This window comes from Arthrobacter sp. 05T410, assembly GCF_056396505.1.
The window spans coordinates 59,303-82,578 of sequence record NZ_JBFTLP010000014.1; the positions used below are offsets into that span (position 1 = coordinate 59,303).

19 protein-coding genes are annotated in these 23,276 nt (G+C 66.8%); 12 read left to right on the plus strand and 7 right to left on the minus strand.

The window, feature by feature from the left end; all coding sequences use genetic code 11:
- Positions 1-12: 12 nt before the first annotated feature.
- From AC1DFR_RS16125 to AC1DFR_RS16140, 4 genes are all read right to left on the minus strand, one after another.
- Entirely contained in the window at positions 13-2,178 is a 2,166-nt protein-coding gene (locus tag AC1DFR_RS16125) for an alpha-galactosidase (RefSeq protein ID WP_476873871.1), read from the minus strand.
- 126 nt (positions 2,179-2,304) lie between these two features.
- Positions 2,305-3,648, minus strand: coding sequence for an ABC transporter substrate-binding protein (locus AC1DFR_RS16130; RefSeq protein WP_476873872.1), 1,344 nt, complete (start codon positions 3,646-3,648; stop codon positions 2,305-2,307).
- Positions 3,649-3,719: 71 nt separating this feature from the next.
- Entirely contained in the window at positions 3,720-4,652 is a 933-nt protein-coding gene (locus AC1DFR_RS16135) for a carbohydrate ABC transporter permease (protein WP_476856739.1), read from the minus strand.
- Between the two features lie 12 nt (positions 4,653-4,664).
- Complete coding sequence (locus tag AC1DFR_RS16140; protein WP_476873873.1) at positions 4,665-5,621, minus strand: carbohydrate ABC transporter permease; 957 nt, start codon at positions 5,619-5,621, stop codon at positions 4,665-4,667.
- Between the two features lie 171 nt (positions 5,622-5,792).
- Here AC1DFR_RS16140 and AC1DFR_RS16145 point away from each other — a divergent pair, with 171 nt between their 5' ends.
- From AC1DFR_RS16145 to mmsB, 10 genes are all read left to right on the plus strand, one after another.
- Complete coding sequence (locus AC1DFR_RS16145; protein ID WP_230006160.1) at positions 5,793-7,043, plus strand: Gfo/Idh/MocA family protein; 1,251 nt, start codon at positions 5,793-5,795, stop codon at positions 7,041-7,043.
- A 1-nt stretch (position 7,044) separates the two neighbouring features.
- Positions 7,045-8,139 (plus strand): LacI family DNA-binding transcriptional regulator, encoded by a 1,095-nt coding sequence (locus tag AC1DFR_RS16150; protein WP_476873874.1) that lies wholly within the window; start codon positions 7,045-7,047, stop codon positions 8,137-8,139.
- Between the two features lie 196 nt (positions 8,140-8,335).
- A complete protein-coding gene (locus AC1DFR_RS16155; RefSeq protein ID WP_476873875.1) occupies positions 8,336-9,358 on the plus strand; it encodes a LacI family DNA-binding transcriptional regulator in 1,023 nt (340 codons plus the stop codon).
- A gap of 109 nt (positions 9,359-9,467) precedes the next feature.
- Positions 9,468-11,231 carry a ribulokinase gene (gene araB / locus AC1DFR_RS16160; protein ID WP_476873876.1) on the plus strand — a complete coding sequence of 588 codons (1,764 nt, stop codon included), beginning with the start codon at positions 9,468-9,470 and terminating at the stop codon, positions 11,229-11,231.
- A complete protein-coding gene (locus AC1DFR_RS16165) occupies positions 11,228-11,908 on the plus strand; it encodes an L-ribulose-5-phosphate 4-epimerase (protein WP_476873877.1) in 681 nt (226 codons plus the stop codon). The genes araB and AC1DFR_RS16165 overlap by 4 nt, the downstream gene beginning before the upstream one ends.
- Before the next feature lie 63 nt (positions 11,909-11,971).
- Positions 11,972-13,492, plus strand: a complete 1,521-nt coding sequence (gene araA, locus AC1DFR_RS16170; protein ID WP_476873878.1) for an L-arabinose isomerase — start codon at positions 11,972-11,974, stop codon at positions 13,490-13,492.
- A complete protein-coding gene (locus AC1DFR_RS16175; RefSeq protein ID WP_476873879.1) occupies positions 13,489-14,391 on the plus strand; it encodes an aldose 1-epimerase family protein in 903 nt (300 codons plus the stop codon). The genes araA and AC1DFR_RS16175 overlap by 4 nt, the downstream gene beginning before the upstream one ends.
- A 220-nt stretch (positions 14,392-14,611) precedes the next feature.
- Positions 14,612-15,760, plus strand: coding sequence for a multiple monosaccharide ABC transporter substrate-binding protein (chvE, locus tag AC1DFR_RS16180; protein WP_476873880.1), 1,149 nt, complete (start codon positions 14,612-14,614; stop codon positions 15,758-15,760).
- Positions 15,761-15,868: 108 nt separating this feature from the next.
- A complete protein-coding gene (mmsA, locus tag AC1DFR_RS16185) occupies positions 15,869-17,398 on the plus strand; it encodes a multiple monosaccharide ABC transporter ATP-binding protein (RefSeq protein WP_230007792.1) in 1,530 nt (509 codons plus the stop codon).
- 5 nt (positions 17,399-17,403) lie between these two features.
- Positions 17,404-18,693: a multiple monosaccharide ABC transporter permease gene (mmsB, locus tag AC1DFR_RS16190; protein WP_028278178.1), complete on the plus strand. Its 1,290-nt coding sequence runs from the start codon at positions 17,404-17,406 to the stop codon at positions 18,691-18,693.
- A 296-nt stretch (positions 18,694-18,989) separates the two neighbouring features.
- On the opposite strand, the gene AC1DFR_RS16195 is transcribed toward mmsB, so the two are convergent.
- The 3 genes from AC1DFR_RS16195 to AC1DFR_RS16205 are packed head-to-tail and all read right to left on the minus strand — an operon-like array spanning position 18,990 to position 20,926.
- The gene (locus AC1DFR_RS16195; protein WP_476873881.1) at positions 18,990-19,901 is read right to left on the minus strand and encodes a ribokinase; all 912 of its coding nucleotides are present in this window, start codon (positions 19,899-19,901) and stop codon (positions 18,990-18,992) included.
- Complete coding sequence (locus AC1DFR_RS16200) at positions 19,898-20,179, minus strand: LacI family DNA-binding transcriptional regulator (RefSeq protein ID WP_476859678.1); 282 nt, start codon at positions 20,177-20,179, stop codon at positions 19,898-19,900. Before AC1DFR_RS16200 ends, AC1DFR_RS16195 begins: the two co-directional genes overlap by 4 nt.
- Positions 20,180-20,233: 54 nt before the next feature.
- On the minus strand, positions 20,234-20,926 hold the full coding sequence (locus AC1DFR_RS16205; protein WP_459383518.1) for a GntR family transcriptional regulator: 693 nt from the start codon (positions 20,924-20,926) through the stop codon (positions 20,234-20,236).
- A 106-nt stretch (positions 20,927-21,032) separates the two neighbouring features.
- Here AC1DFR_RS16205 and AC1DFR_RS16210 point away from each other — a divergent pair, with 106 nt between their 5' ends.
- Both AC1DFR_RS16210 and AC1DFR_RS16215 read left to right on the plus strand, forming a co-directional pair.
- On the plus strand, positions 21,033-21,791 hold the full coding sequence (locus AC1DFR_RS16210; RefSeq protein WP_223914816.1) for a LamB/YcsF family protein: 759 nt from the start codon (positions 21,033-21,035) through the stop codon (positions 21,789-21,791).
- Between the two features lie 94 nt (positions 21,792-21,885).
- Positions 21,886-23,226: an MFS transporter gene (locus AC1DFR_RS16215; RefSeq protein WP_476859679.1), complete on the plus strand. Its 1,341-nt coding sequence runs from the start codon at positions 21,886-21,888 to the stop codon at positions 23,224-23,226.
- Positions 23,227-23,276: the final 50 nt, after the last annotated feature.

Consider the following 23,276-nt stretch of genomic DNA (forward strand, 5'->3'; position numbering starts at 1 on the left):
GGGACCGGACAGTCAGAGGGCCTGGACGTGGAGGAGCAGGGCGTGCTCCGGGTTCAGGACCGGCAGGGGCAGGCCGACGTGCTGCAGGAAGGCGCCGGTGGCAACGGCCCCGTCTTCCAGCCAGGCCGGCGGCCGGATCTGGGTAAAGGTGTGCGCGTAGTCGCCGTCGAGAAGGGTAGGCAGTTCGGCCCGGACGCGGTAGTTCCGCTTCGGGTCAAGGCCCGGCAGTGAGGCCAGTCCGGGAACCTCAGCCGGGGCGGAGGCCAGGGACACGGCGGCGAACAGGGCCTCGCCGGCGTCGTGCGCAACTACACCGTGGACGCTCAGGGTGGGCTCGGCGGTGTCAGCGTTGACGCGCTTGCCGGAGTGGAGCAGTGCGCGGTGGCGCTTGTAGAGCGCGATGGCGCGGCGCAGCGTGGCCCGTTCCTCGTCCGTGGCTGCGCGGATGTCCCACTCCATGCCGAAATGGCCAAAGAGGGCGGTGATGGCGCGGAAGGAGATGTCGTGGGTGCGGGCCGTGGTGTGCGAGGTGGTGGGGCCGATATGTGATCCGACGAGTTCGGGGGGGAGGACGGCCTGGGTCCAGCGCTGGATGGTCTGGCGCTCCAGGGCATCGTTGCAGTCCGAGGCCCACACCCGGTCGGTTCGCTGCAGGATGCCGAGATCCACGCGGGCCCCGCCGGAGGAGCAGCTTTCAATCTCCACGTCCGGGTGGGATGCCTTGAGCGCGTCGAAGAGACGGTACGCGGCCAGCGTCTGTTCGTGGACGGACGGCCGGCCGCCGCGGCCGTGCTCGGTGAGGTCGCGGTTCTGGTCCCATTTGAGGTAGGCGATGTTGTTCTCGCGCAACAGGGCATCGAGGCGGCCGTATATGTATTGCCAGGCCTCCGGGTTGGCGAGGTCCAGGACGTGCTGATGGCGCCAGGCGTGCGGAAGCCGGCCGCCGTCCTTGTGGGAAAGCAGCGACGGGCCCACGATCCAGTCCGGGTGCTCGCGCGCGACGTCGGAGTCCAGGTTGACCATCTCCGGCTCCACCCACAGCCCGAACTCCATGCCGTGGCCGGTGACCGCGTCGATCAGCGGAGTCAGGCCTTCGGGCCACAGGCCCTCGTCGACGTACCAGTCGCCAAGGCCCGCGTGATCGTCGCGGCGGCCGCGGAACCAGCCGTCATCGAGGACGAAGCGTTCCACGCCGAGCCCGGCGGCTGCTTCGGCGAGTTCGAGCAGCGGCTCGAGGCGGTGGTCGAAGTAGACGGCTTCCCAGGTGTTCAGCACCACCGGGCGGACCCGGCCGGAGGTGGTGTCCACATGCTGCGGCCGGGCACGGAACCAGTGGTAGAAGGCCTCGGTGATGCCGTCCAGGCCGCGGCCGGAGTAGGCGGCATAGAGCGACGGCGTCCGGTAGCTGCCGCCGGGGCGCAGCACCACTTCGGCGGAGCCGAGCAGTTCGGCGGCACCGAGCATGCGCCGGCCGTCCGCGAGGCTGTCGAGGTACTGCTCGTGGTTGCCGCTCCAGCCCAGGTGCGCGGCCCAGACCTGGCCTGTGCGGTTGGCGAAGCTGGCGGTCCCGGCTGCCACCAGCAGGGACGAGTCGTGGCCGGTCCGGCCGTGCCGGCCAGTGCGGACCCAGGTGCCCTGCTGGACGGCGTGCCGCTGCGGGTGGTTTTCGCGGCACCAGCGCCCGGTGAGGTCGAGCAGTTCCGTGGCGTCCCGCGGCACCGGCAGCACCGTGGCGAGTTCGTCGAGCTGGTATTCGGCCGTGCCGCTGTTGGTCAGCGTGTGAGCCAGCTCCAGGAGGCCGCCGGGGTGCAGGGTGAGTTCGGAACTGACCTCAAGTCCGGCCTCGGAGTCCCGGTGGATGATCACCACGGTGCGCCCGCCGTCCTGCATCTGGGCGGCAACGACCCGCAGGGCCGGCGAGAAGTCCAGGCCGGGGCCGCCGTCGGCGTTCCGGTGCCCGCGCAGGCCCGGCCGCCCGGCCCAGCCGGAGGAGGCCTGCGGGAGCAGTCCGGCGGTGACGGGGAGGTCGAGGGCGGAGTGCGGGACGGGCCCGCGGAGGATCGCCAGATCGGGGAGGTGTTCGCCGAGGTCGGCGCCCCAGTGGACGATCTCGGCCTCGCCGGTGTCGAAGGCCAGCAGGACGCTGGTGCCGGCAGAACGCAGGTGCACGGGGTGCATGGGGATTCGCTTTCGGTAGTGCGGAAGTCAGGTGCTGGTGCGCGGGATCCCGGGTTGAGGACCCCGCGCACCGGGCGCCGCCGTGGCGGGCGGCTGTGGCTTCAGGGGCTTACTTGTTGAACAGGCTTACTTGTTGAAAAGTGAGTTGACCTGCTCGTTGGCCTGCGAGAGGGAGCTGGCCGGCTGCTTGCCGGAGAGGACGGCGTCCATAGCCGGCTTCATGATGCCGTCCACCTTGGCCGCCTTGTCCGCGATCGGGAACAGGAACGTGGTTCCTTCCTTGACGTGGGTGGTGAAGGCGGAGACGTCGGTGCCCTTGGCCTTGAACGCTTCGGCTGCCTTCTCGGAGGAGCTGGTGAGAGCCGGGAACACGACGGCCTTGGAAGCTACGACGTCCTGGCAGGCGGTGGAAGCGAGGTATTCAACCCACTTGGTGGCTGCTGCGGGCTTCTTGGTGCCGGCCCAGATGGAGTCGGCCAGGCCGTTGAACATGCTTGCACGCTTGCCGTCCGGTCCTGTCGGGGTGGGTGCGAAGCCGGTCTGGATACCCTTGTATCCGATGTACTGGCCGATCAGCCAGTCGCCCGAGGTGTTGATGGCGGCCTTGCCGGCGCCGAAGTTGTCCGACATGCTGGCGCCTACCGTGGTTTCAAGCTTGGGCATGTAGCCCTTGTCCGCCAGGCCGGCCCACCAGGAAATGGTCTCCTGGAACTTGGGGTCGTCGTAGTTGAACTTGGTGCCCCAGGGGTTGTTGTCGGTGTGGGTCCAGCCGGTGGTGGCGCTGAGGAAGCTCCACTGCGTCTGGCCCTGGCCCGAGCCGGAGGACTCCAGGCCGAGGCCGTAGACGGCCACGTTGTTCTTGTCGAAGCCGGCCTCGTCGCCGCGCTTGCCGCGCTTGTCCACGGTCAGGTGGGCGATGGCTTTTTCGTAGCTGCCGCCGTCCTGCGGGTTCCAGTCCAGGGTAGCCATCTGCTCGGCGGTGAGACCGGCGGAGTCGGTCATGGCCTTGTTGTAGAAGAGGCCTACAGTGTCCCAGTCCTTGGGCAGCCCGTAGCGCTTCCCGTCCTGGCCGACCCAGAGCTCGGCCAGGCCCTTGGTGTAGCTGTCCAGCTTGATGCCGTCCTTGGCCACGGCGTCATCGAGGGCCAGGAGCTGCTTCTTCGCCGCGTACTCGGGGTACTTGGAGAGGTGGTCGGTGAAGACATCCGGCGCCGTGCCGGCAATGAAGCCGTTGGTCAGGGTGGTCCAGTAGTCGTCCCAGCCGCGCTGGGTGATCTTGACCTTGATATCCGGGTTGGCCTTGGTGAAATCGTCGGCGCACTGCTGGTAGGCCGGGAGCTGGTTGGCGTCCCACAGCCAGTAGTTGATCTCCCCCTTGGCTTCGGAGGATGCCGGGGCGGACCCGCCGCAGGCGGAGAGGGAGATGGCGATGGCTGCAGCGGCAGCGACGGCGCCGAGGGTCTTCTTCATGGTGGACCTTTCATGGAAGTGCTTCTTTGAGGGGAATATTTGTTAACGGGGCACTGCGGGTTGGGCCGGGGTTACTTGATGCCGGAGAAGCCGATGGAGTTGACCACCCGCTTGCCGAAGGCGATGAAGAGCAGGAGGACGGGCAGGGCCGCGATCAGGGTGGCGGCCATCAGGCCGGACCAGTCGGGGGCGCCCTGCGGGGACTGGGACTTGAAGACGCCCAGGCCCACGGTGAGGACGCGGACGCTTTCGTCCTGGCCCACCAGCAGCGGCCAGAAGTACTCGTTCCATTGGCCGATGAAGGTCAGCAGCGCAAGGGTGGCCAGGGGGGCCGCGGCGTTCGGGAGCACGATCTGGAAGAAGATCCGCACGTGCTTGGCGCCGTCGAGCATGGCGGCCTCTTCCACCTCGCGGGACATGGAGAGGAAGAACTGGCGCAGGAAGAAGATGGCGAAGGGGGTCATGAACAGGAACGGCAGGGCCAGGCCGGCGAAGGTATTGAGCAGGCCGAGGTTCTTGATCATCAGGAAGTTGGGCAGGGCTGTGAAGATCGGCGGGACCATCATGGTGGCCAGGAACAGGCCGAACACCACGTTCCGGCCCGGCCAGCGGAGCCGGGAGAAGGCGTAGGCGGCCATCGCGCTGAAGAAGACCTGCCCGGCGGTGGTGACGGTGGCGAAGATGACGGAGTTCCGCAGGTACAGCCAGAAGTTGATGGCGGCGCCGGAGCCTCCCTCGGCGATTGCTTCCTCGGGGCTCTGCAGCCCCAGGACCCGCTTGAAGGCGCCGAGGCTGAAATCGGCCGGCAGGAGGTTGCTGGCGTTCGAGGCCAGGGAGGCGTTGCTGGACAGTGCGGTGCGGAGCATCCAGAGGAACGGCGCGATCGTCACGGCGACGGCAATGGCGACGAGGGTCCAGGCGCCGACGCGGCGCCAGTTGACCGGCTTCCTGGGAGCGGGAGCGGAGGTGGCAGGCTTCTTGCGGGAAGGGGCGAGGGTAGTCATGGCTGGGGTTCCTTAGTCCAGATCCGATTCGTTGCCCTTGAGGAACTTCATCTGGACGAAGGCCACGAGAGCGAGAATGACGAAGAGAATGACGGACAGGGCCGAGGCGTAGCCGAAGTCGGATTCACCGAAGGCCTTCTGGTAGATGTACATCTGGATGACGCGGGAGGCATTGATCGGGCCGCCGCCCGTGGTCACTGCCACGGTGTCGAAGACCTGGAAGGAGCCGATGACGGTGACCACCAGGACCAACACCAGCACCGGGCGCAGGAGCGGCATCGTGATGCTCCAGAAGGTCCGGGTCGGGGAGGCGCCGTCGAGCGAGGCGACCTCGTACACGTGGTTGGGGATGGACTGCAGGCCGGCGAAGATCAGCAGGGCGGTGTAGCCCATGTGCCGCCAGACATTGACGCCGGCGATGGTGGGGATGGCCCATTGCTCGCTGCCGAAGAAGGCGATGCGCGGCAGGCCCAGCCAGTTGATGACCTCGTTGACGATTCCCAGCTGGTAGTCGAGCATCCAGAACCAGAGCAGCGCGACGATCACGTTCGCCACCAGGAAGGGCAGCAGCAGGGCGCCGCGGATTAGCGTGGACTTGGCGACGTTGTGCATCAGCAGGGCAAGTCCGAGCGCGATGACGGTCTGGAAGCCGATGTTCAGTGCCACGTACTGGACCGTCACGGCCATGGCGTTCCAGAAGAGATCGTCCGCGAAGATCGCGGTGTAGTTTTTGGTGCCGATCCAGGTGGGATCGCCCAAAACGCTGTACTCGGTGAAGCTGAGGTAGACGCCGCGGATGCTCGGCACCAGGTAGAAGGCAACGAAGCCGAGCAAGGCCGGGGCGATGAAGAAGAGGGCGACCCTCAGGTCGCTCCGGGGTCGGCGCCGGCGGCGGGGGGCAGCGTTGCCCGTTCCCGGGCCGGTCGCCTTGCGGGCCGGGGCGGCTCCGCGGGCAGTTGTGGTGGTCATTCGTGGTTCCTCCGCAGTTACGTGGATGCTGTGACGTGGATTACAACTGAGGCTAGAATCTACACGAGTAACTTTCCAATGCGCAACCGTTTCTTCCATGTTTCCGGCAGGAAACTTCCCGCTCATCATCTGCTATTGACTCGAGTAGAAACTGGTGTAAAACTTGCGTGCATGACTTTCTCACTAGGCATTGTCGGCGCCGGACAGTTCGCAGGCGCCTTCGCCAAACTCTTCGACGCCCATCCCGCGATTTCAGAAGTCCATGTCACGGACGTCCTGCCGGAACGGGCCGAGGCCCTCCGGGAGCGGCTCGGCCTGGCGGGGACCTATCCCAGCTTTGAGGCCATGCTCGACGGCGGCCTCGACGCCGTGGCGATCTTCACCCAGCGCTGGACGCACGGGCCGCTGGTGCTGCAGGCGCTCCGGGCGGGCAAGCATGTGTATTCGGCAGTGCCGATGGCCATCAGCGAGGACGAGATCGCCCGGATCATCGAGGCTGTCCGGGAGACGGGCCTGACCTACATGATGGGCGAGACAAGCTACTACAACCCCGCCACCGTCTATGCCCGCAAGCGCAAGGCTGAAGGCGCCTTTGGCCGCATCTTCTACGCCGAGGGCGACTACGTCCACGACATGGATCTCGGCTTCTACGAGGCCTACCAGTACAGCGGCGGGGAGGACTGGAAGCGCACCGCCAGCTACCCGCCCATGCTGTATCCGACTCACTCCACCGGCGGGGTACTGGGCGCAATCGGCGGCCATGCCGTCAGCGTCAGCTGCATTGGCGTCTCCGACGAGCGCGGCGACGGCGTGTTCGATAAGGATGTCAGCATGTTCGGCAACGACTTCTCCAATGCCACCGCGCTGTTCGAACTCTCAACCGGCGGGTCCATGCGCATCAACGAGATGCGCCGCGTCGGCTACCCCTCCCACCTGCGCGAAAGCCGCTTCCGGTACTTCGGCACGGACGCCAGCTTCGAGCAGCTGGCCACGGTCAGTGTGTGGCAGGACAAGGAGTCCGTGACCGACGTCAGCGCGGAACTGGCCACCGGGGCCACGCTGGCTGCCGACGATCCTTCGCTGGCCAGTGTCGCACCGGCACTGCGGGACGCCTTCAGCTCCGGAATGGCACCCGTGCATGACGCCGGCCGGCTTCCGGCCGAGTTCCGCGGACTTCACAACGGGCACGAGGGCAGCCACCACTTCCTGGTGGACGACTTTGCCACGGCCGTCGACACGGGAACGCTCCCGCCCGTCAACGCCTGGGAAGCCGCCCGCTACACGCTGCCGGGGATCGTGGCGCACGAGTCCGCCCTCCGCGGCGGGGAGCGGTTGCCCGTGCCGGACCACGGCGACGCCCCCGTCCTGCTGCCTGCGCAGGGAACCAACGAGGAAGGCTTAGCCGGGGAACTCCGGCGGTAGCATGGTCACTGTGCCACACTCGCCCGCCTCCGCCAGGCCCACGATCACCCGAAAAGACGTGGCCAGGCTGGCGGGCGTCAGCACCGCCGTCGTCAGCTATGTGGTGAACGGCGGCCCCAAGCGGGTCTCCCCGGTGACCGCTGCGAAAGTCCGCGAGGCCATCAGCGCCCTGGGGTACCGTCCGAACGCCGCGGCGAGGGCACTGAAACTTGGCTCCAGCGAGATGCTCGGCATGGTGGTCCCGGACACCACCAACCCCTTCTTCGCCACTTTGGCCCGCGCCGTGGAGGAAGCCGCGGCGGCGCGCGGCTATGCCCTGCTGCTGGCGAACTCGGGCGGATCGGCGGCCAATGAGCGGCGCCAGGTCAGGAACCTCGCGAGCCGCCGCGTTGACGGGGTCTTCCTCTCCAGCGTGCTGTTCGAACCCGACCTGACCGAGCTGGAGCATTCGGAGATCCCCGCCGTGCTGCTCAACCACAGCACCGAGGTGCCGGGCTTCAACTCGGTCGGCGTGGAGCTGCTGGAAGGCTCCCGGCGTGCCGTCGAGCACCTGGTGGGCCACGGCCACCGCAACATCGCACTGGTCATGGGCATGAACGCCGGCAATGATCTCGATGCCCGCGAGGTCGGGTGGCAGCAGGGGCTCGCGGAGGCCGGCCTCCCGGAAGGACCCATTCTGCGCTGTGACTTCGACCGGCAGGGCGGCTACCGGGCCGGGCAGCGGCTGCTCGCGGCCGCGGACCGACCCACCGCCGTGTTCGTCAGTTCCGACCTGCAGGCCGTCGGCCTGCTGCGCGCCGTGTCCGAGGCCGGGCTGCGGGTCCCCGAGGACCTGGCGGTCTTCTCCTTCGACGGCTCGGCTGAGGCGGAGTTCAGCTGGCCGCCGTTGAGCACGGTCGCGCAGCCCGTCCAGGCCATGGCCGAGGCCGCCGTCGAAGCGCTCATTGGCTTTGACGGCGTGTCTCCCACCCGGAACAGGATCTTCCCCGTGGAGCTGGTCCTGCGCGCGTCCTGCGGCTGCGCGCCGGTACCCGCCGCGCCGGTGCCTGCCGCGCCCGGGCCCGCCGCGCCGGTTGTGGCCGAGCCGGCCGGGTAGGGTCCCCGCCGGGCACGTCGTTGCGGTTCCGGGCGTCGTTCCCTGCGGGCGTCACACCAGGGGCCCTATGGACTATCGTTAGCGCTAACAGGAGCCGGGGGGGCGGGCGACCAGCGGGCGCCCCGTGCCCTCCTATCGTTCGATTTCACACTTTGATTCAGGCCGATGGACGGCATCGGAGCGAAAGGGGCCTCGCATGGGGAACAACAATGACCGGCGGCAGCCGCGGCTCGAAGACGTCGCAGCGCTGGCCAAGGTTTCCCACCAGACCGTCTCACGGGTGATCAACAACCACCCGAATGTCAGCGCGGGAACAAAGTCCCGGGTCGAGGCGGCGATTGCCGAACTCGGCTACCGGCGCAACACGGCCGCCCGGAGCCTGGTGACCCGGCGCACCCAGACCATCGGTGTCCTCGCCTCCGAGCTCGGGCAATACGGCCCGGCGAATACCCTGCTTGGGGTCCAGCAAGCCGCCAGGGAAGCAGGCTATTTCGTGAGCATTGCCGCGATCAAGGGGGCCGCGGCGAACGCCATTTGCGATGCGGTGCGGCACCTGACGGACCAGGGCGCGGACGGATTGATTGTGATCGTGCCGCACGACGGGACACTTCAGGTGCTCGAGGACCTGAACCTGGATCTCCCGGTAATCGTCGTCGGCGGAGCCGGAGAAGGGCGGTTGAGCGGCGCGATGGTCGACCAGAAGCTCGGTGCGCGGCTGGCCGTCGCCCATCTGATCAGCCTTGGCCACGAGCGGATCGGCCATGTCTCCGGACCGCTCGACTGGGTGGACGGCAAAGCCCGGGTTGACGGGTGGCGCGAGGAGTTGGCGGAAGCCGGCCTCTCCGACGAACTTCTGGTCGAGGGGGACTGGAGTGCGGACAGCGGCTACCGGATCGGGCAGCAGCTGGCAGAACAGCGCAGCGCCACCGCGGTGTTCGTCAGCAACGACCAGATGGCGCTCGGACTGCTGCGGGCGTTCGGCGAGAAGGCCATCCGGGTTCCGGAAGACGTCTCCGTGGTTGGCTTTGACGACCAGCCCGAATCCGCCTACTTCATGCCGCCGCTGACCACCGTGCGACAGGACTTCGAGGAACTCGGAAAGCGCTGCATGGACCTGATACGCGCCCAGGTCGAGGGCGATGCCGCCAGCGGCGCCCTGGTGGTCAAACCTGCGCTCGTGGTGCGCGCCAGCACCGCACCCCGCCCCCGTCGCTCCTAAGGGCCGAAGCCCTCCGTTCCGGCAATACGCGCCAGGCTTCTTGACAGCAAGTTTGTTAGCGCTAACAATAAGGGGGTTCGCAATGTTGCGGAACCTATTGGAGGATTTGATGGACTTCTCAGTGGACGGAACCGAAAACTTTGTCATAGGCGTGGACTACGGCACGCTTTCCGGGCGGGCCGTCGTCGTCCGGGTCCGGGACGGCAAGGAACTGGGCAGCGGGGTATTTGAATACCCGCATGCCGTGGTCACCGGCGAGCTTCCGAAGGACACGGCTGGCGTCGCCGGCATCCGGCTTCCGGGCGAATGGGCCCTGCAGGTGCCCAACGACTACCGCGACGTGCTCCGCCGGGCTGTGCCCGCGGCCGTCGCCGACGCCGGGATCGACCCAGCCGCCGTGGTGGGCATCGCCACCGACTTCACGGCCTGCACCATGGTCCCCGTCAAGGGCGACGGCACACCGCTGAACGAGCTTCCCGGATTCGCCAACCGCCCGCACGCCTACGTGAAGCTGTGGCGCCACCATGCCGCCCAGCCGCAGGCGGACCGCATCAACGCCCTGGCCTCGGAAATCGGCGAAAACTGGCTGCCGCGCTACGGCGGACTCATCTCCTCCGAATGGGAGTTCGCCAAGGGCCTGCAGTTGCTGGAGGAGGACCCGGAAAGCTATGCCGCGATGGACCGCTGGGTGGAAGCGGCTGACTGGATCGTCTGGCAGCTGTGCGGCAACTACGTCCGCAACGCCTGCACGGCCGGCTACAAAGGGATCTACCAGGACGGCCGCTACCCGTCCAAGGAATTCCTGTCCGCCCTGAACCCGGACTTCAAGGATTTTGTCAGCGCCAAGCTGGCGCACACCATCGGCCGGCTCGGCGATGCGGCCGGCTATCTGACGGCCGAGGCCGCCGCCTGGACCGGACTGCCGGAAGGCATCGCCGTCGCAGTGGGCAACGTGGACGCCCACGTCACGGCGCCCGCAGCGAAGGCAGTTGAGCCCGGGCAGCTGGTGGCCATCATGGGAACCTCCACCTGCCACGTTATGAACGGTGCCGAACTGCGGGAAGTCCCGGGCATGTGCGGCGTGGTGGACGGCGGAATCGTCGACGGACTGTGGGGCTACGAAGCTGGCCAAAGCGGTGTGGGGGACATCTTCGGCTGGTTCACGAACAACGGCGTCCCGCCCGAGTACCACCAGGCAGCGGAGGCGGCAGGCCTGGGCATCCACGAATACCTCACGGAACTGGCCTCGCGCCAAGCCATCGGCGAACACGGCCTCATTGCCCTGGACTGGCACTCCGGCAACCGTTCCGTGCTGGTGGACCACGAACTCTCCGGCGTCGTGGTGGGCCAGACCCTCGCCACCAGGCCCGAAGACACCTACCGGGCCTTGCTGGAAGCCACGGCCTTCGGCACTCGCACCATCGTGGACGCCTTCCGCGACTCGGGAGTGCCGGTCAGGGAATTCATCGTGGCCGGCGGCCTGCTGAAGAACAAGCTGCTCATGCAGATCTACGCGGATATCACCGGCTTGCCGCTCTCCACCATCGGCTCAACCCAGGGGCCCGCGCTGGGGTCGGCCATCCACGCCGCCGTGGCCGCAGGTGAATACGCGGATATCCGTGCCGCTGCGGCTGCCATGGGATCGGAGCCCGGCAGCATCTATATTCCCATCCCGGAAAATGTTGCCGCCTACGAAAAGCTCTTCCAGGAGTACCGCACGCTGCACGACTACTTCGGCCGCGGCAGCAACAGCGTGATGCACCGCCTCAAGGCGATCCAGCGTGCGGCCAGGCCCTCGTTTGCCGCCGCTGCTGGCGCTCCGCAGCAGAACGCCGTCCCCGCCGGCTCGGTCGCAGAGGAAGTGTCCGCATGAGCAACCTGCTGGAAAGCATCGCGGAGGTCCGTCGCGAGGTCTGCGAACTGCACGCCGAACTCACGCGCTACGAACTGGTGGTGTGGACGGCCGGCAACGTCTCCGCCCGCGTCCCCGGCCATGACCTGATGGTCATCAAGCCGTCCGGAGTCTCCTACGCGGACCTCACGCCCGAGAGCATGGTTGTCACGGACCTCTACGGCACGCCCGCGGAGGGCGACTGGAGCAACCCCGCGCTGTCACCGTCTTCGGACACCGCGGCGCACGCCTACGTTTACCGGCACATGCCGGAGGTCGGGGGAGTGGTGCACACGCATTCGACCTACGCCACGGCCTGGGCTGCACGGGGAGAGGAGATCCCCTGCGTGCTGACCATGATGGGTGACGAGTTCGGCGGGACGATCCCGGTGGGCCCGTTCGCGCTGATCGGGGACGACTCGATCGGCCGCGGCATCGTGGACACCCTGGCCCAATCCAGCTCGCCGGCCGTGCTGATGCAGAACCACGGGCCCTTCACCGTGGGCAAGGATGCCCGTTCGGCGGTCAAAGCCGCCGTCATGTGCGAGGAAGTGGCGCGGACCGTCCATATTTCCCGGCAACTCGGCGAACCCCTGCCGATCGACCCGGTCCAGATCGACTCGCTTTACGCCCGCTACCAGAACGTCTACGGCCGCTAGGCCCAAAACCGGGCCGCTAGGCCGCGAAGCCGTCGTCGCCCCCCACCATCCGCAGGAGAAAACATGTCCAACGCCAACAACACGTCCCTTGAGCAGTTCGAGGTCTGGTTCCTCACCGGCAGCCAGCACCTCTACGGCGAGGACGTCCTCAAGCAGGTCGCCGCCCAGTCCCAAGACATCGCTGACGCGCTGAACGCCTCCGCCGACGTCCCAGTGAAAATCGTCTGGAAGCCCGTGCTCACGGACTCGGACGCCATCCGCCGCACCGCCCTGGATGCCAACTCGGATGACGCCGTGATCGGCGTGACCGCGTGGATGCACACCTTCTCCCCGGCCAAGATGTGGATCCAGGGCCTGGACCTTCTCCGGAAGCCGCTCCTGCACTTGCACACCCAGGCCAACGTCGAACTGCCGTGGGCGGACATCGACTTCGACTTCATGAACCTGAACCAGGCCGCGCACGGCGACCGCGAGTTCGGCTACATCCAGTCCCGCCTCGGCATCCCGCGCAAAACCGTCGTCGGCCACGTGTCCAACCCCGAGGTGTCCCGCCAGGTCGGATCCTGGCAGCGCGCCTCGGCGGGTTGGGCGGCCGTCCGGACCCTCAAGCTGACCCGTTTCGGCGACAACATGCGCAATGTCGCCGTCACCGAAGGGGACAAGACCGAGGCCGAGTTGCGCTTCGGCGTCTCGGTCAACACTTGGTCCGTCAATGAACTCGCCGACGCCGTGCACGGCGCGGCAGAGTCCGACGTCGACTCCCTCGTCGCCGAATACGAGCGGCTCTACGAGGTGGCCCCCGAGCTCCGCGCCGGCGGCCCGCGCCACGAGTCGCTGCGCTACAGCGCCCGGATCGAGCTTGGGCTCCGCAGCTTCCTGGAGGCCAACGGCTCGGCCGCCTTCACCACGTCCTTCGAAGACCTCGGCGCACTGCGCCAGCTGCCGGGCATGGCCGTGCAGCGCCTCATGGCCGACGGTTACGGCTTCGGCGCCGAGGGCGACTGGAAGACTGCCATCCTGGTCCGGGCAGCCAAAGTCATGGGCGCCGGGCTCCCCGGCGGCGCCTCGCTCATGGAGGACTACACCTACCACCTCGTCCCGGGTCAGGAGAAAATCCTGGGCGCGCACATGCTGGAGGTCTGCCCGTCCCTGACTGCCGCGAAGCCGCGCGTGGAAATCCACCCGCTGGGCATCGGCGGCAAGGAAGATCCCGTCCGCCTGGTCTTCGACACCGATGCCGGCCCCGGCGTCGTGGTGGCGCTGTCCGACATGCGCGACCGCTTCCGCCTCGTGGCCAACGCCGTCGACGTCGTGGACCTTGAGCAGCCGCTGCCCAACCTGCCGGTGGCCCGTGCCCTCTGGTCGCCCAAGCCGGACTTTGCCACCTCCGCTGCTGCCTGGCTGACCGCCGGAGCCGCCCACCACACTGTGCTTTCCACCGCCGTCGGCATGGACGTCTTCGAGGACTTCGCCGAGATCGCCCAAACCGAGCTGTTGACCATTGACGATGGCACCACCATCAGGGGCTTCAAGAAGGAACTCGCCTGGAACGCCGCCTACTACAAGCTGGCCGGCGGTCTGTGACCGGGGACGAATACGGGCTCCGGCACGGGGAGTACACCGCCGTCGTCGCCGCCCGCGGTGCCGCGGTGCGGAAGCTGCAGTTCCGCGGGCGGGACCTGATCGTCCCGTTTCCGGCAGGCGGGCCCAACCCGGACTTCCGCGGCGTCATCGTGGCACCCTGGCCGAACCGGATTCCCGACGGGACGTACACCTTTGGCGGTGCGGACTACGAGCTCCCGGTCAACGAACCCGACCGGCAATGCGCCCTGCACGGCTTCACCCCGGAGCTGGAGTGGAGGCTGGAGTCCCGGACGGATTCCGCCGTGGAGCTCTCCTGCACCATCGGGCCGACGCCGGGCTACCCCTTCGCATTGTCGATCACCGCCAGCTACCGGCTGGCCAGCGGGGGCCTGCACACTGCCGTCACGGCAGCCAATGTGGGGCAGCGGTCCGCGCCCTACGGGGTCTGTCCCCACCCGTATCTGCTGGCCGGGCCGGCGCCGCTGGACCAATGGAGCCTGGAGGTGCCGGCGCGGACGTTCCTTGAGGTCACGCCGGACCGGCTGCTGCCGGTCGCCACCCGGTCCGTTGAAGGACACGGATATGACTTCCGCGCGGCCCGCGTCATCGGTTCTACCAAGATCGACCATGCCTTCACCGACATGGTGTTCGACGGCGACGGGGAGGCTCACGTCGTGGTCCTGGACCCGGGCGGGACCGGCGTCGGCATGGCCTGGGACCGCAGCTGCGCCTGGCTGCAGCTCTACACCGGGGATGCGGAACCGCCGCTGCCCGGCCGGCTCGGACTCGCCGTGGAACCCATGACGTGTCCGCCGGATGCCTTCAACACCGGCACGGACCTCGTGCGGCTCGAACCCGGAGACTCGCACCGCGTGGCCTGGCGCATCTTCGCCGCATGAGGGTCCGGCGGCGGTAAGAAGGAGATTGGCGCCGAATGTGCGTTGACTCACATGTTTCAAGAAGCTATCTTTGACCATATTGTTAGCGATAACAATCAGCCGCAGATCCCTTGACGGCTGAATCCCCGTTCCATTCAGACCTCCGCAATCCTCCCGCTGTTACCGCCCCGCAGGGGCACGATGACGTGCAGGACTGCGATCAGGAGCAACTTCGCGGACTATGGGTCCGCGGAAGGAGAAAATTGTGAAGATCAGGAAACTCCTGGGCGCCGTCGCGGTTGTCCTCGCTGTGACCGTAGGGGCCACAGGCTGCGGCAGCCGGGCCGGCACGGCCGCCCCGGCCGACAGCGCCGACGCCGCCGGTTCCCTCGTCGGGATCTCGATGCCGACGCAGACCTCGGAGCGGTGGATCGCCGACGGCAAGAACGTCTCGGAATCCTTGACGAAGCTCGGCTACAAAGCCGACCTGCAGTACGCCAATGATGACATCCCCACCCAGGTGTCCCAGATCGAGAACATGCTTACCAAGGGTGCCAAAGCCCTCATCGTCGCAGCCATCGACGGCACCACGCTGACCGATGTCCTCGCCAAGGCGAAGGAGCAGAACGTCAAGGTCATCGCGTACGACCGGCTCATCAACGGCACGCCGAACGTCGACTTCTACACCACCTTCGACAACTACACGGTGGGCGTCCAGCAGGCCACTTCGTTGCTGACCGGCCTGGGCCTTGTTGACGCCAGCGGCAAGAAGGTCGAAGGCAAGGGCCCGTTCAATGTGGAGCTCTTCGCCGGCAGCCCGGATGACAACAACGCCAACTTCTTCTGGACCGGCGCCATGGACACCCTCAAGCCGTACCTGGACGCCGGAACCCTGAAGGTGCCCAGCGGCCAGACCAAGTTTGAGCAGGCTGCCATCCTGCGCTGGCAGGCCCCCGTGGCCCAGAAGCGCATGGAGGACATCCTCACGGCCGCCTACAGTTCCGGCACCAAGCTCAATGGCGTCCTCTCCCCGTATGACGGCCTCTCCATCGGCATCATCTCGGCCCTGACGAGCACCGGCGGCTACGCCAAGGGAAGCCTGCCGATCGTCACCGGCCAGGACGCCGAAAAGGGTTCGGTGAAGTCCATCACCGCCGGCGAACAGTACTCCACGATCTTCAAGGACACCCGCCAGCTGGGAGCCCAGGCTGTGAAGATGGTCGACGGCCTCCTGAAGGGTCAGGAACCCGAGGTCAACGACACCAAGACCTACAACAACAAGGTCAAGGTCGTCCCTGCGTACCTGCTCAAGTCCGTCATCATCACGAACGAGAACTACAAGAAGGAACTCATCGACTCCGGTTACTACACCGCGGCCGACGTCAAGTAGCCACGTCGAAGGGTGGCGGGCCGCCGTCGAGTCCGGGCCGCCACCCTTTCCCGTAGACCCCTGCAGCCGCAGGACGTCTCAGGTACTACCAGTCAGTGAGAATTGGCGATGAACACACCCATTCTTCAAATGCGAGGAATCACCAAGACCTTCCCGGGCGTGAAGGCCCTCCAGGACGTCACCCTGCAGGTGAACCGCGGCGAAGTCCACGCCATCTGCGGTGAAAACGGCGCAGGGAAATCCACCCTGATGAAGGTCCTGTCCGGCGTCTACCCGCACAGCTCCTTCGACGGCGACATCCTCTTCGAAAACGAACCCTGCAACTTCTCCAGCATCAGCGACAGCGAGAAGCGCGGAATCGTGATCATCCACCAGGAGCTGGCACTTAGCCCTTACCTGTCCATCGCCGAGAACATCTACCTCGGCAATGAACAGGCCAACCGCGGCTGGGTGAACTGGCGCAAGACCAACCTGGAGGCCGCGAAACTCCTGGCCCGGGTGGGCCTGAGCGAAAACCCGGTCACCCCCGTCCAGCACATCAGCGTGGGCAAGCAGCAGCTCGTGGAAATCGCCAAGGCACTCTCGAAGGAGGTCAAGCTCCTTATCCTCGATGAACCGACGGCGGCCCTCAACGACGAGGACTCGAGCCACCTGCTGGACTTGATCCTGCACCTCAAGGGCCAGGGTGTCACCAGCATCATCATCAGCCACAAGCTCAACGAAATCCGCAAGGTTGCGGACGCCGTCACCATCATCCGCGACGGCAAGACGATCGAGACCCTCCGCCTGGGAGACGGCGAGATCACCCAGGAACGCATTATCCGCGGAATGGTGGGCCGGGACCTGGAAAGCCTGTATCCGGACCGGGAACCACGGATTGGCGAGGAAGTCCTGCGGATCGAGGACTGGTCCGTCCGTCACCCGCAGGACTACAGCCGGGTGGTGGTCAACAACGCCAGCCTCAACGTCCGCAAGGGGGAAGTGGTGGGGCTGGCCGGACTGATGGGTGCCGGCAGGACGGAGCTGGCCATGAGCGTCTTTGGACGGAGCTACGGCACCGCCACCTCGGGGAAGGTGTTCAAACACGGCACGGAAATCAACACTTCCACCGTCTCCGACGCCATCAAGCACGGCATCGCCTACGCCACTGAGGACCGCAAGCTCTACGGTTTGAACCTCATCGAGGACATCAAGCGGAACGTATCCATGGCGGCGCTGCGCAAGCTGGTCAAGGGCGGCTGGGTGGACAAGAACCAGGAAACCGTGGTGGCCAACGACTACCGGAAGAGCATGAATATCAAGGCCCCCTCGGTTGCCGCCGTCACGGGCAAGTTGTCCGGCGGCAACCAGCAGAAAGTGGTGCTGAGCAAGTGGATGTACTCCGATCCGGACGTGCTGATCCTCGACGAACCCACCCGCGGCATCGACGTCGGAGCGAAGTTTGAGATCTACACGATCATCGCGAAGCTGGCCGCGGAAGGAAAGGCGGTCATTGTGATCTCCTCCGAACTTCCCGAACTGCTGGGCATCTGCGACAGGATTTACACCCTGTCTGCCGGGCACATCACCGGCGAGGTCCCGATCGCCGAAGCATCACAGGAAACCCTCATGCACTACATGACCAAAGAGAAGGAATAGCGAACATGTCCGCCCTCCGAGAATCCCTGGGCTTCCTGACAAGCCGCCTCCGCCAGGTTGGCATCTTTGTCGCCCTGATCCTGATCGTCCTGCTGTTCCAGATCCTGACGGACGGGATCCTGCTGGAGCCGCAGAACGTCACCAACCTGGTGGTCCAGAACAGCTATATCCTGATCCTGGCCATCGGCATGGTGATGGTGATCATCGCCGGCCACATCGACCTGTCCGTCGGTTCGGTCGCCGGCTTCATCGGCGCCTGTGCCGGTGTCATGATCGTGCACTGGGGCTGGGAGTGGTGGCTTGCAATTCCGGCCTGCCTGCTGATCGGCGCGCTGGTGGGTGCCTGGCAGGGCTACTGGATCGCGTACGTCGGCATTCCCGCCTTCATCGTCACCCTCGCCGGGATGCTGATTTTCCGCGGCCTGACACTGATCGTTCTCAAAAACCAGCAGATCACGCCGTTCCCCGGCGAACTGCGGGCGCTGGGCGGCGGCTTCCTGCCGGACATTTCCGGCGGCACGTCGGTGCTGGAGTGGCTGACGGTCATCCTTGGCGTCGGCGCCACCCTGGCGCTGGTGATCCAGGCGGTCAAGGAACGCCGGATCCGCAAGAAGTTCGAACTCGAGAACGAGCCGATGGCCTGGTTCGCCACCAAGACCGCGTTCATTGCCCTGCTCATGCTGACCATCACCTTCCTGCTCGCCAGCTACCGGGGCACCCCAATCGTCCTGATCGTGCTGGCGGTCCTGGTGATCGTCTACACGGCCCTGATGAACAACAGCGTCTTCGGCCGGCACACCTACGCACTCGGCGGCAACCTGCACGCGGCTGAGCTGTCCGGCATCAAAACCAAGGTCGTCACCTTCCGGCTGTTCGTGAACATGGGCGTCCTTGCCGCACTGGCCGGCCTCGTGTTCACGGCCCGGCTCAACTCCGCCCAGCCGGCCGGCGGCACGGGCTTCGAACTGGACGCCATCGCGGCGGCGTTCATCGGCGGCGCCGCAGTCACAGGCGGCATCGGAACCGTGGCAGGGGCAATGATCGGCGGTCTCATTATGGGTGTCCTCAACAACGGCATGTCGATCCTGGGCCTCGGCACCGACTACCAGCAGCTCATCAAGGGCCTGGTACTGCTCCTCGCCGTCGGCTTCGACATCTTCAACAAGAACCGCAGCGGCAAGGGCGGTGGGATCTCGATCATCGAGCGTCTCAAACTGAAAACCCCGCCCGCGGCTGATGTCGACGCCGGGAAGCCGGCGGCAGAGCATCCTGTCCCGGTAGCGGCCGGAAAGTAGCACGGGATACTTCAGACTGCCGCGACCGGGGCCGGCCTCCAAGAGGCCGGCCCCGGTCGGACGTTTATTGCGGGTCTTTGCTGTGCGGCTACCGGGCAGCCGATGGCGCCGTCTGGTCCTCCGCGGCGGCGGCCGGCTCGCCGGCGATGATGGCGTCCACTTCAGCCTTTTCCTTGGCGCCCCAGGTTTCGCGGGTGTTCAGCCGGCGTGGTCGTTGCCGAGTGCGATTTTCATGGGTCTCCTTCGTGTGGGACTTAGTGCGGGACGTTCAGGCGGGGTGTTGCGGGGTTTGGCGGCTACGCCGGTACTTCATCGCGCCATGGAATCGATTCCATAGCGCCGGGGCGCGTCACGGCGACAGCGGAGGCATGGGTGGCGTGGAGCATCGCCGCAGGCATCTCGCGGTCGCTGCCGGCGAGGGATGCGGCGAGGTAGCCCACGAACGTGTCGCCGGCTCCGGTGGTGTCCCTGGCGTCCACTTTCGTTGCCGGCACGTGCACGGGACTGCCGTCGACGACGGTGAAGGATCCTTCCGCGCCGGTGGTGCACACGATGGCGGGCCCCAGGACGGGCGGGAGCGACACGACCAGGTCCCGGTGGTTTCCTTGGATTCCGGCCAGGCCGGTGAGGGCCGCGAGAACCTGGATTTCCTGTTCGTTCACCACCAGGAGGTCGACGTCGTCGAGCAGCGCCTCGATCTGCCGGGGGGCCGGCGCGGCGTTGAGGATGACGAATGCCCCGCGATTCTTCGCGGTCCGCGCGGCCTGCCGGACCAGCGCCGTCGGGATTTCCAGCTGCAGGACCAGGACGTCGCCGGGCTGGACGGCGGCGAGTCCCGCTTCGACGTCGGCGGCGGTAAGCCCGGCGTTCGCGCCCGGACTCACGATGATCTGGTTTTCGCCCTGGTCATCGACCGCGATGACCGCCGTTCCGGTGGCGGCGGTGCCGCTGACCCGAACGTGGCCGGCATCGATGCCGGCCTCGGCGAGGACCTCAAGAATTCGCCGGCCATGGGCGTCGTCGCCGACGGCGCCGGTGAACTTCACTGCGGCGCCGGCCCGGGCGGCCGCGACGGCCTGGTTGCCGCCCTTGCCCCCGGGGCTGTACGTTGCGTCCGAGCCCCGGACGGTTTCGCCCGCCCGGGGCAGGGCGCTGACACGGATGTTCTGGTCGATATTGAGGCTTCCGACCACAAAAACCGTGCTCATTGGACCTGCTCCTTCGGTGGTGCGGGACGGTGCCCGAAGCCGCAGTACATAGGTGCGGAATTGAGGGGCGCTGCCGTCACGATGACGTTGGTCCCGGTGGAACGGAGCGCGCGCGCCTGGGCGTTGGGGTGGAAGTCCAGCTGGGTGACGGCGGCGGCCACCCTCTGGCGGGACTCGGCGGAGGTCGCCGGGTTTCCGGAGAGCACCCCGGACGCCGTGGCGGGGGAGACGCCGGCCAGTGCCGCCACGTCCTTGATGGTGATGGATGGTCCCGTCACTGCTGACGCCTCCCGCGCTCAAAACGAATCATGGAATCGATTCCATGGAATCGTTCACTCGCCGTGGACGGCGGCCTGGCGCTCCTCGGACCGGTTCAAATAGGCCAGCAGCAGCGCGCCGGCGCGGTCCAGGTCTCCGGCTTCCAGGGCGGTGCAGATTTCCTCGTTGTCCGGCAGGTAGCCCCGGTAGAAGTGCGCGTCCACGGTGGCCTTGTGGAAGAACAGGCGCATCTCGGCCAGCACCTGGGACATGATCGTGTCCAGCCGCCGGCTGCCCGCCAGGGCCACGATCGCGCCATGGAAATGCTGGTTGGCGCTGCCCAGGCCCTCCTCGTCATTGGCGGCGGCGGCGGCTTTGCCCTCTTCAACGGCAGCGCGGACCGCGGCCACGCGCTCCGGGCTCCCGCCGCCGCGGATCGCACTGACTTCAATGGCGCGGCGCACGGTGTAGACGTCGTGGATGTCGCCGGCCTCGAGTCTGGCCACGAAGACGCCGCGGTTGGGGTGCCGGACCACCAGGCGCTCGGCCGCCAGTTCGGCGAAGGCCTCGCGGACCGTGTTGCGGGAGACGCCCAGGTCTTCGGCGATGGTCGACTCCGTGAGCCGGGCTCCCGGCAGGAGCAGGCCCTCCGCCAGTTGCAGGCGCAGCTCGGCCGCCACCCGGTCCGCCACGGAGGGGACGGCCACGCGCAGCCGCGCCGCAGCTGCGCCTAGGGCAGAGCCGGCAGCTGCATCGGGAGTGGTCATAGTGCCGAATCTACACGATTGTCCCAATGTTGAATCGTCGGATTGTTGAACAATCCGAGAAATTGATGCATCCTAGTAGGGGGCTATCATGAGACGAGGATCACAAATGGCAACCATTGACCTGAACAGCGACGTTGGCGAGTCCTTCGGCCGCTGGACCTTGGGCGACGACTCGGCGATGTTTCGCTCGGTCTCCAGCGCCAACGTGGCGTGCGGATTCCATGCGGGCGACCCCAGCGTCATCCGCCGGACCTGCCGCGAGGCGGTTGCCGCCGGCGTCGTGATCGGCGCCCACGTCGGCTACCGCGATCTCGCCGGCTTCGGCCGCCGCTTCCTGGACATCGACCCGATCGAACTGGCCGACGACGTCGTCTACCAGATCGGTGCGCTGCAGGCGCTGGCCGCCGTCGAGGGCGGCACGGTCAAGTACGTCAAGCCGCACGGCGGCCTCTACAACGCGATCGTCTCGCACACCGGCCAGGCGAAGGCCGTCGTCGACGCCGTGAAATCCGTTGACCCGAACCTGCCCATCCTGGGCCTGCCGGGCTCGGAAGTGCTGCGCCTGGCCGAGGCCGCTGGCCTCCGCGCGGTGACCGAAGCCTTCGCGGACCGGGCCTACAACCCGGACGGCACCCTCGTGTCCCGTACGCTTCCCGGAGCCGTGCTGGAGGACCCCGCTCTCGTCACTGAGCATGTCCTCCGGATGGCCACCGATTCCGCCATCCGCACCATCGACGGCTCCATCCTGAAAATCCGCGCCGAAAGCATCTGCGTGCACGGTGACTCCCCGGGGGCCGTCGCCATGGCCGCTGCCGTCCGCGAAGCGCTCAACGCCGCAGACATCACCACCGCCGCCTTCGTCTAGGCCGCAGCTTCACGCTTCACACCCCGGTTCTGCCGGGACCACCCGCACCTAAACCCAAGCAACAGGCAGCACCCCGCACACCTGGAGGAAAACCATGACTGCAGCACCGCATCAGGCCACCCCGGCCGCCGGCAAGAGGAGGATCCCGCCTGGTGCCCTCAAGGCCTATGTCGCGAGCCTCACCGGCACTTCGCTGGAGTACTACGACTTCGCGATCTACTCCGTGGCCTCGGCCCTCGTGTTCCCCAAGGTCTTTTTCCCGGGTAACGACGAATACGTCGGGCTGCTGCTGTCCTTCTCGACCTTTGCGGTTGGCTACCTCGCCCGTCCCATCGGCGGCGTGATCTTCGGCCGGCTCGGTGACAAGATCGGCCGCAAGCAGGTCCTCGTGACCACCCTGCTGCTGATCGGCATCGCTACGGTGGTGATCGGCGCGCTCCCGGGCTACGCCACCATCGGTATAGCCGCACCCATCATCCTCGTGTTGCTGCGCCTGGCGCAGGGCATCGGCGTCGGCGGCGAGTGGGGCGGGGCCGTGCTGCTCTCGAGCGAATTCGGCGACGCGAAGCGGCGCGGCTTCTGGTCTTCCGCCGCGCAGATTGGCCCGCCCGCCGGCAACCTGATGGCCAACGGCGTTCTGGCCGTGCTCGCCGCGACGCTCAGCAACGAAGAGTTCCTCTCCTGGGGCTGGCGCGTGGCCTTCCTCGCCTCGGCGGTGTTGGTGGGCTTCGGCCTGCTGATCCGGCTGAAGCTCGAGGAAACTCCCGTCTTCAAGGCCATCCAGGCCCACGGCGAACAGCCCAAGGCCCCCATCAAGGAGGTCTTCACCAAGGAGCCGCGCGCCCTCGTCTCGGCCGCCCTGTCCCGCATCAGCCCGGACGTGCTGTACTCCCTGCTCACCGTCTTTATGGCCGTGTACGCCACCAAGGAACTGGGCATGAGCACCAGCAACGTACTGACCGCCATCCTGATCGGCTCAGCCTTCCAACTGTTCCTGATCCCGGCGGCGGGCGCCCTCACGGACCGCGTCAACCGCCGACTCGTATACGGCATCGCCGCCGTCGGAACCGCCGTCTACATTCCGCTGTTCTTCCTCATGATTCAGGACAAGTCGGTCCTCACGCTGACCATCGGAATCGTGATCGGGCTGGCCTTCCACGCCTTCATGTATGGCCCGCAGGCGGCTTACATCACCGAACAGTTCCCGGCGCGGCTGCGCTACGCCGGCAGTTCGCTGGCTTACACCCTGGCCGGCGTGGTCGGCGGCGCCATCGCACCGCTGGTCTTCACTGCCCTCTTCGCTGTCAGCGGCAACTGGTTCCTGATCGCCGGCTACCTCGCGGTCGCCTCCATCGTGACCGTGATCGGGCTGGCCATCGGGCGCAACCCGCATACCGACGAGGAGGAGCGGCTCCTGCAGGAAGCCCGCGCCTGAGCGGCGCGGATCTTCTTCGGCGGATCCTGTCCGCCGGCATGATTTCACCG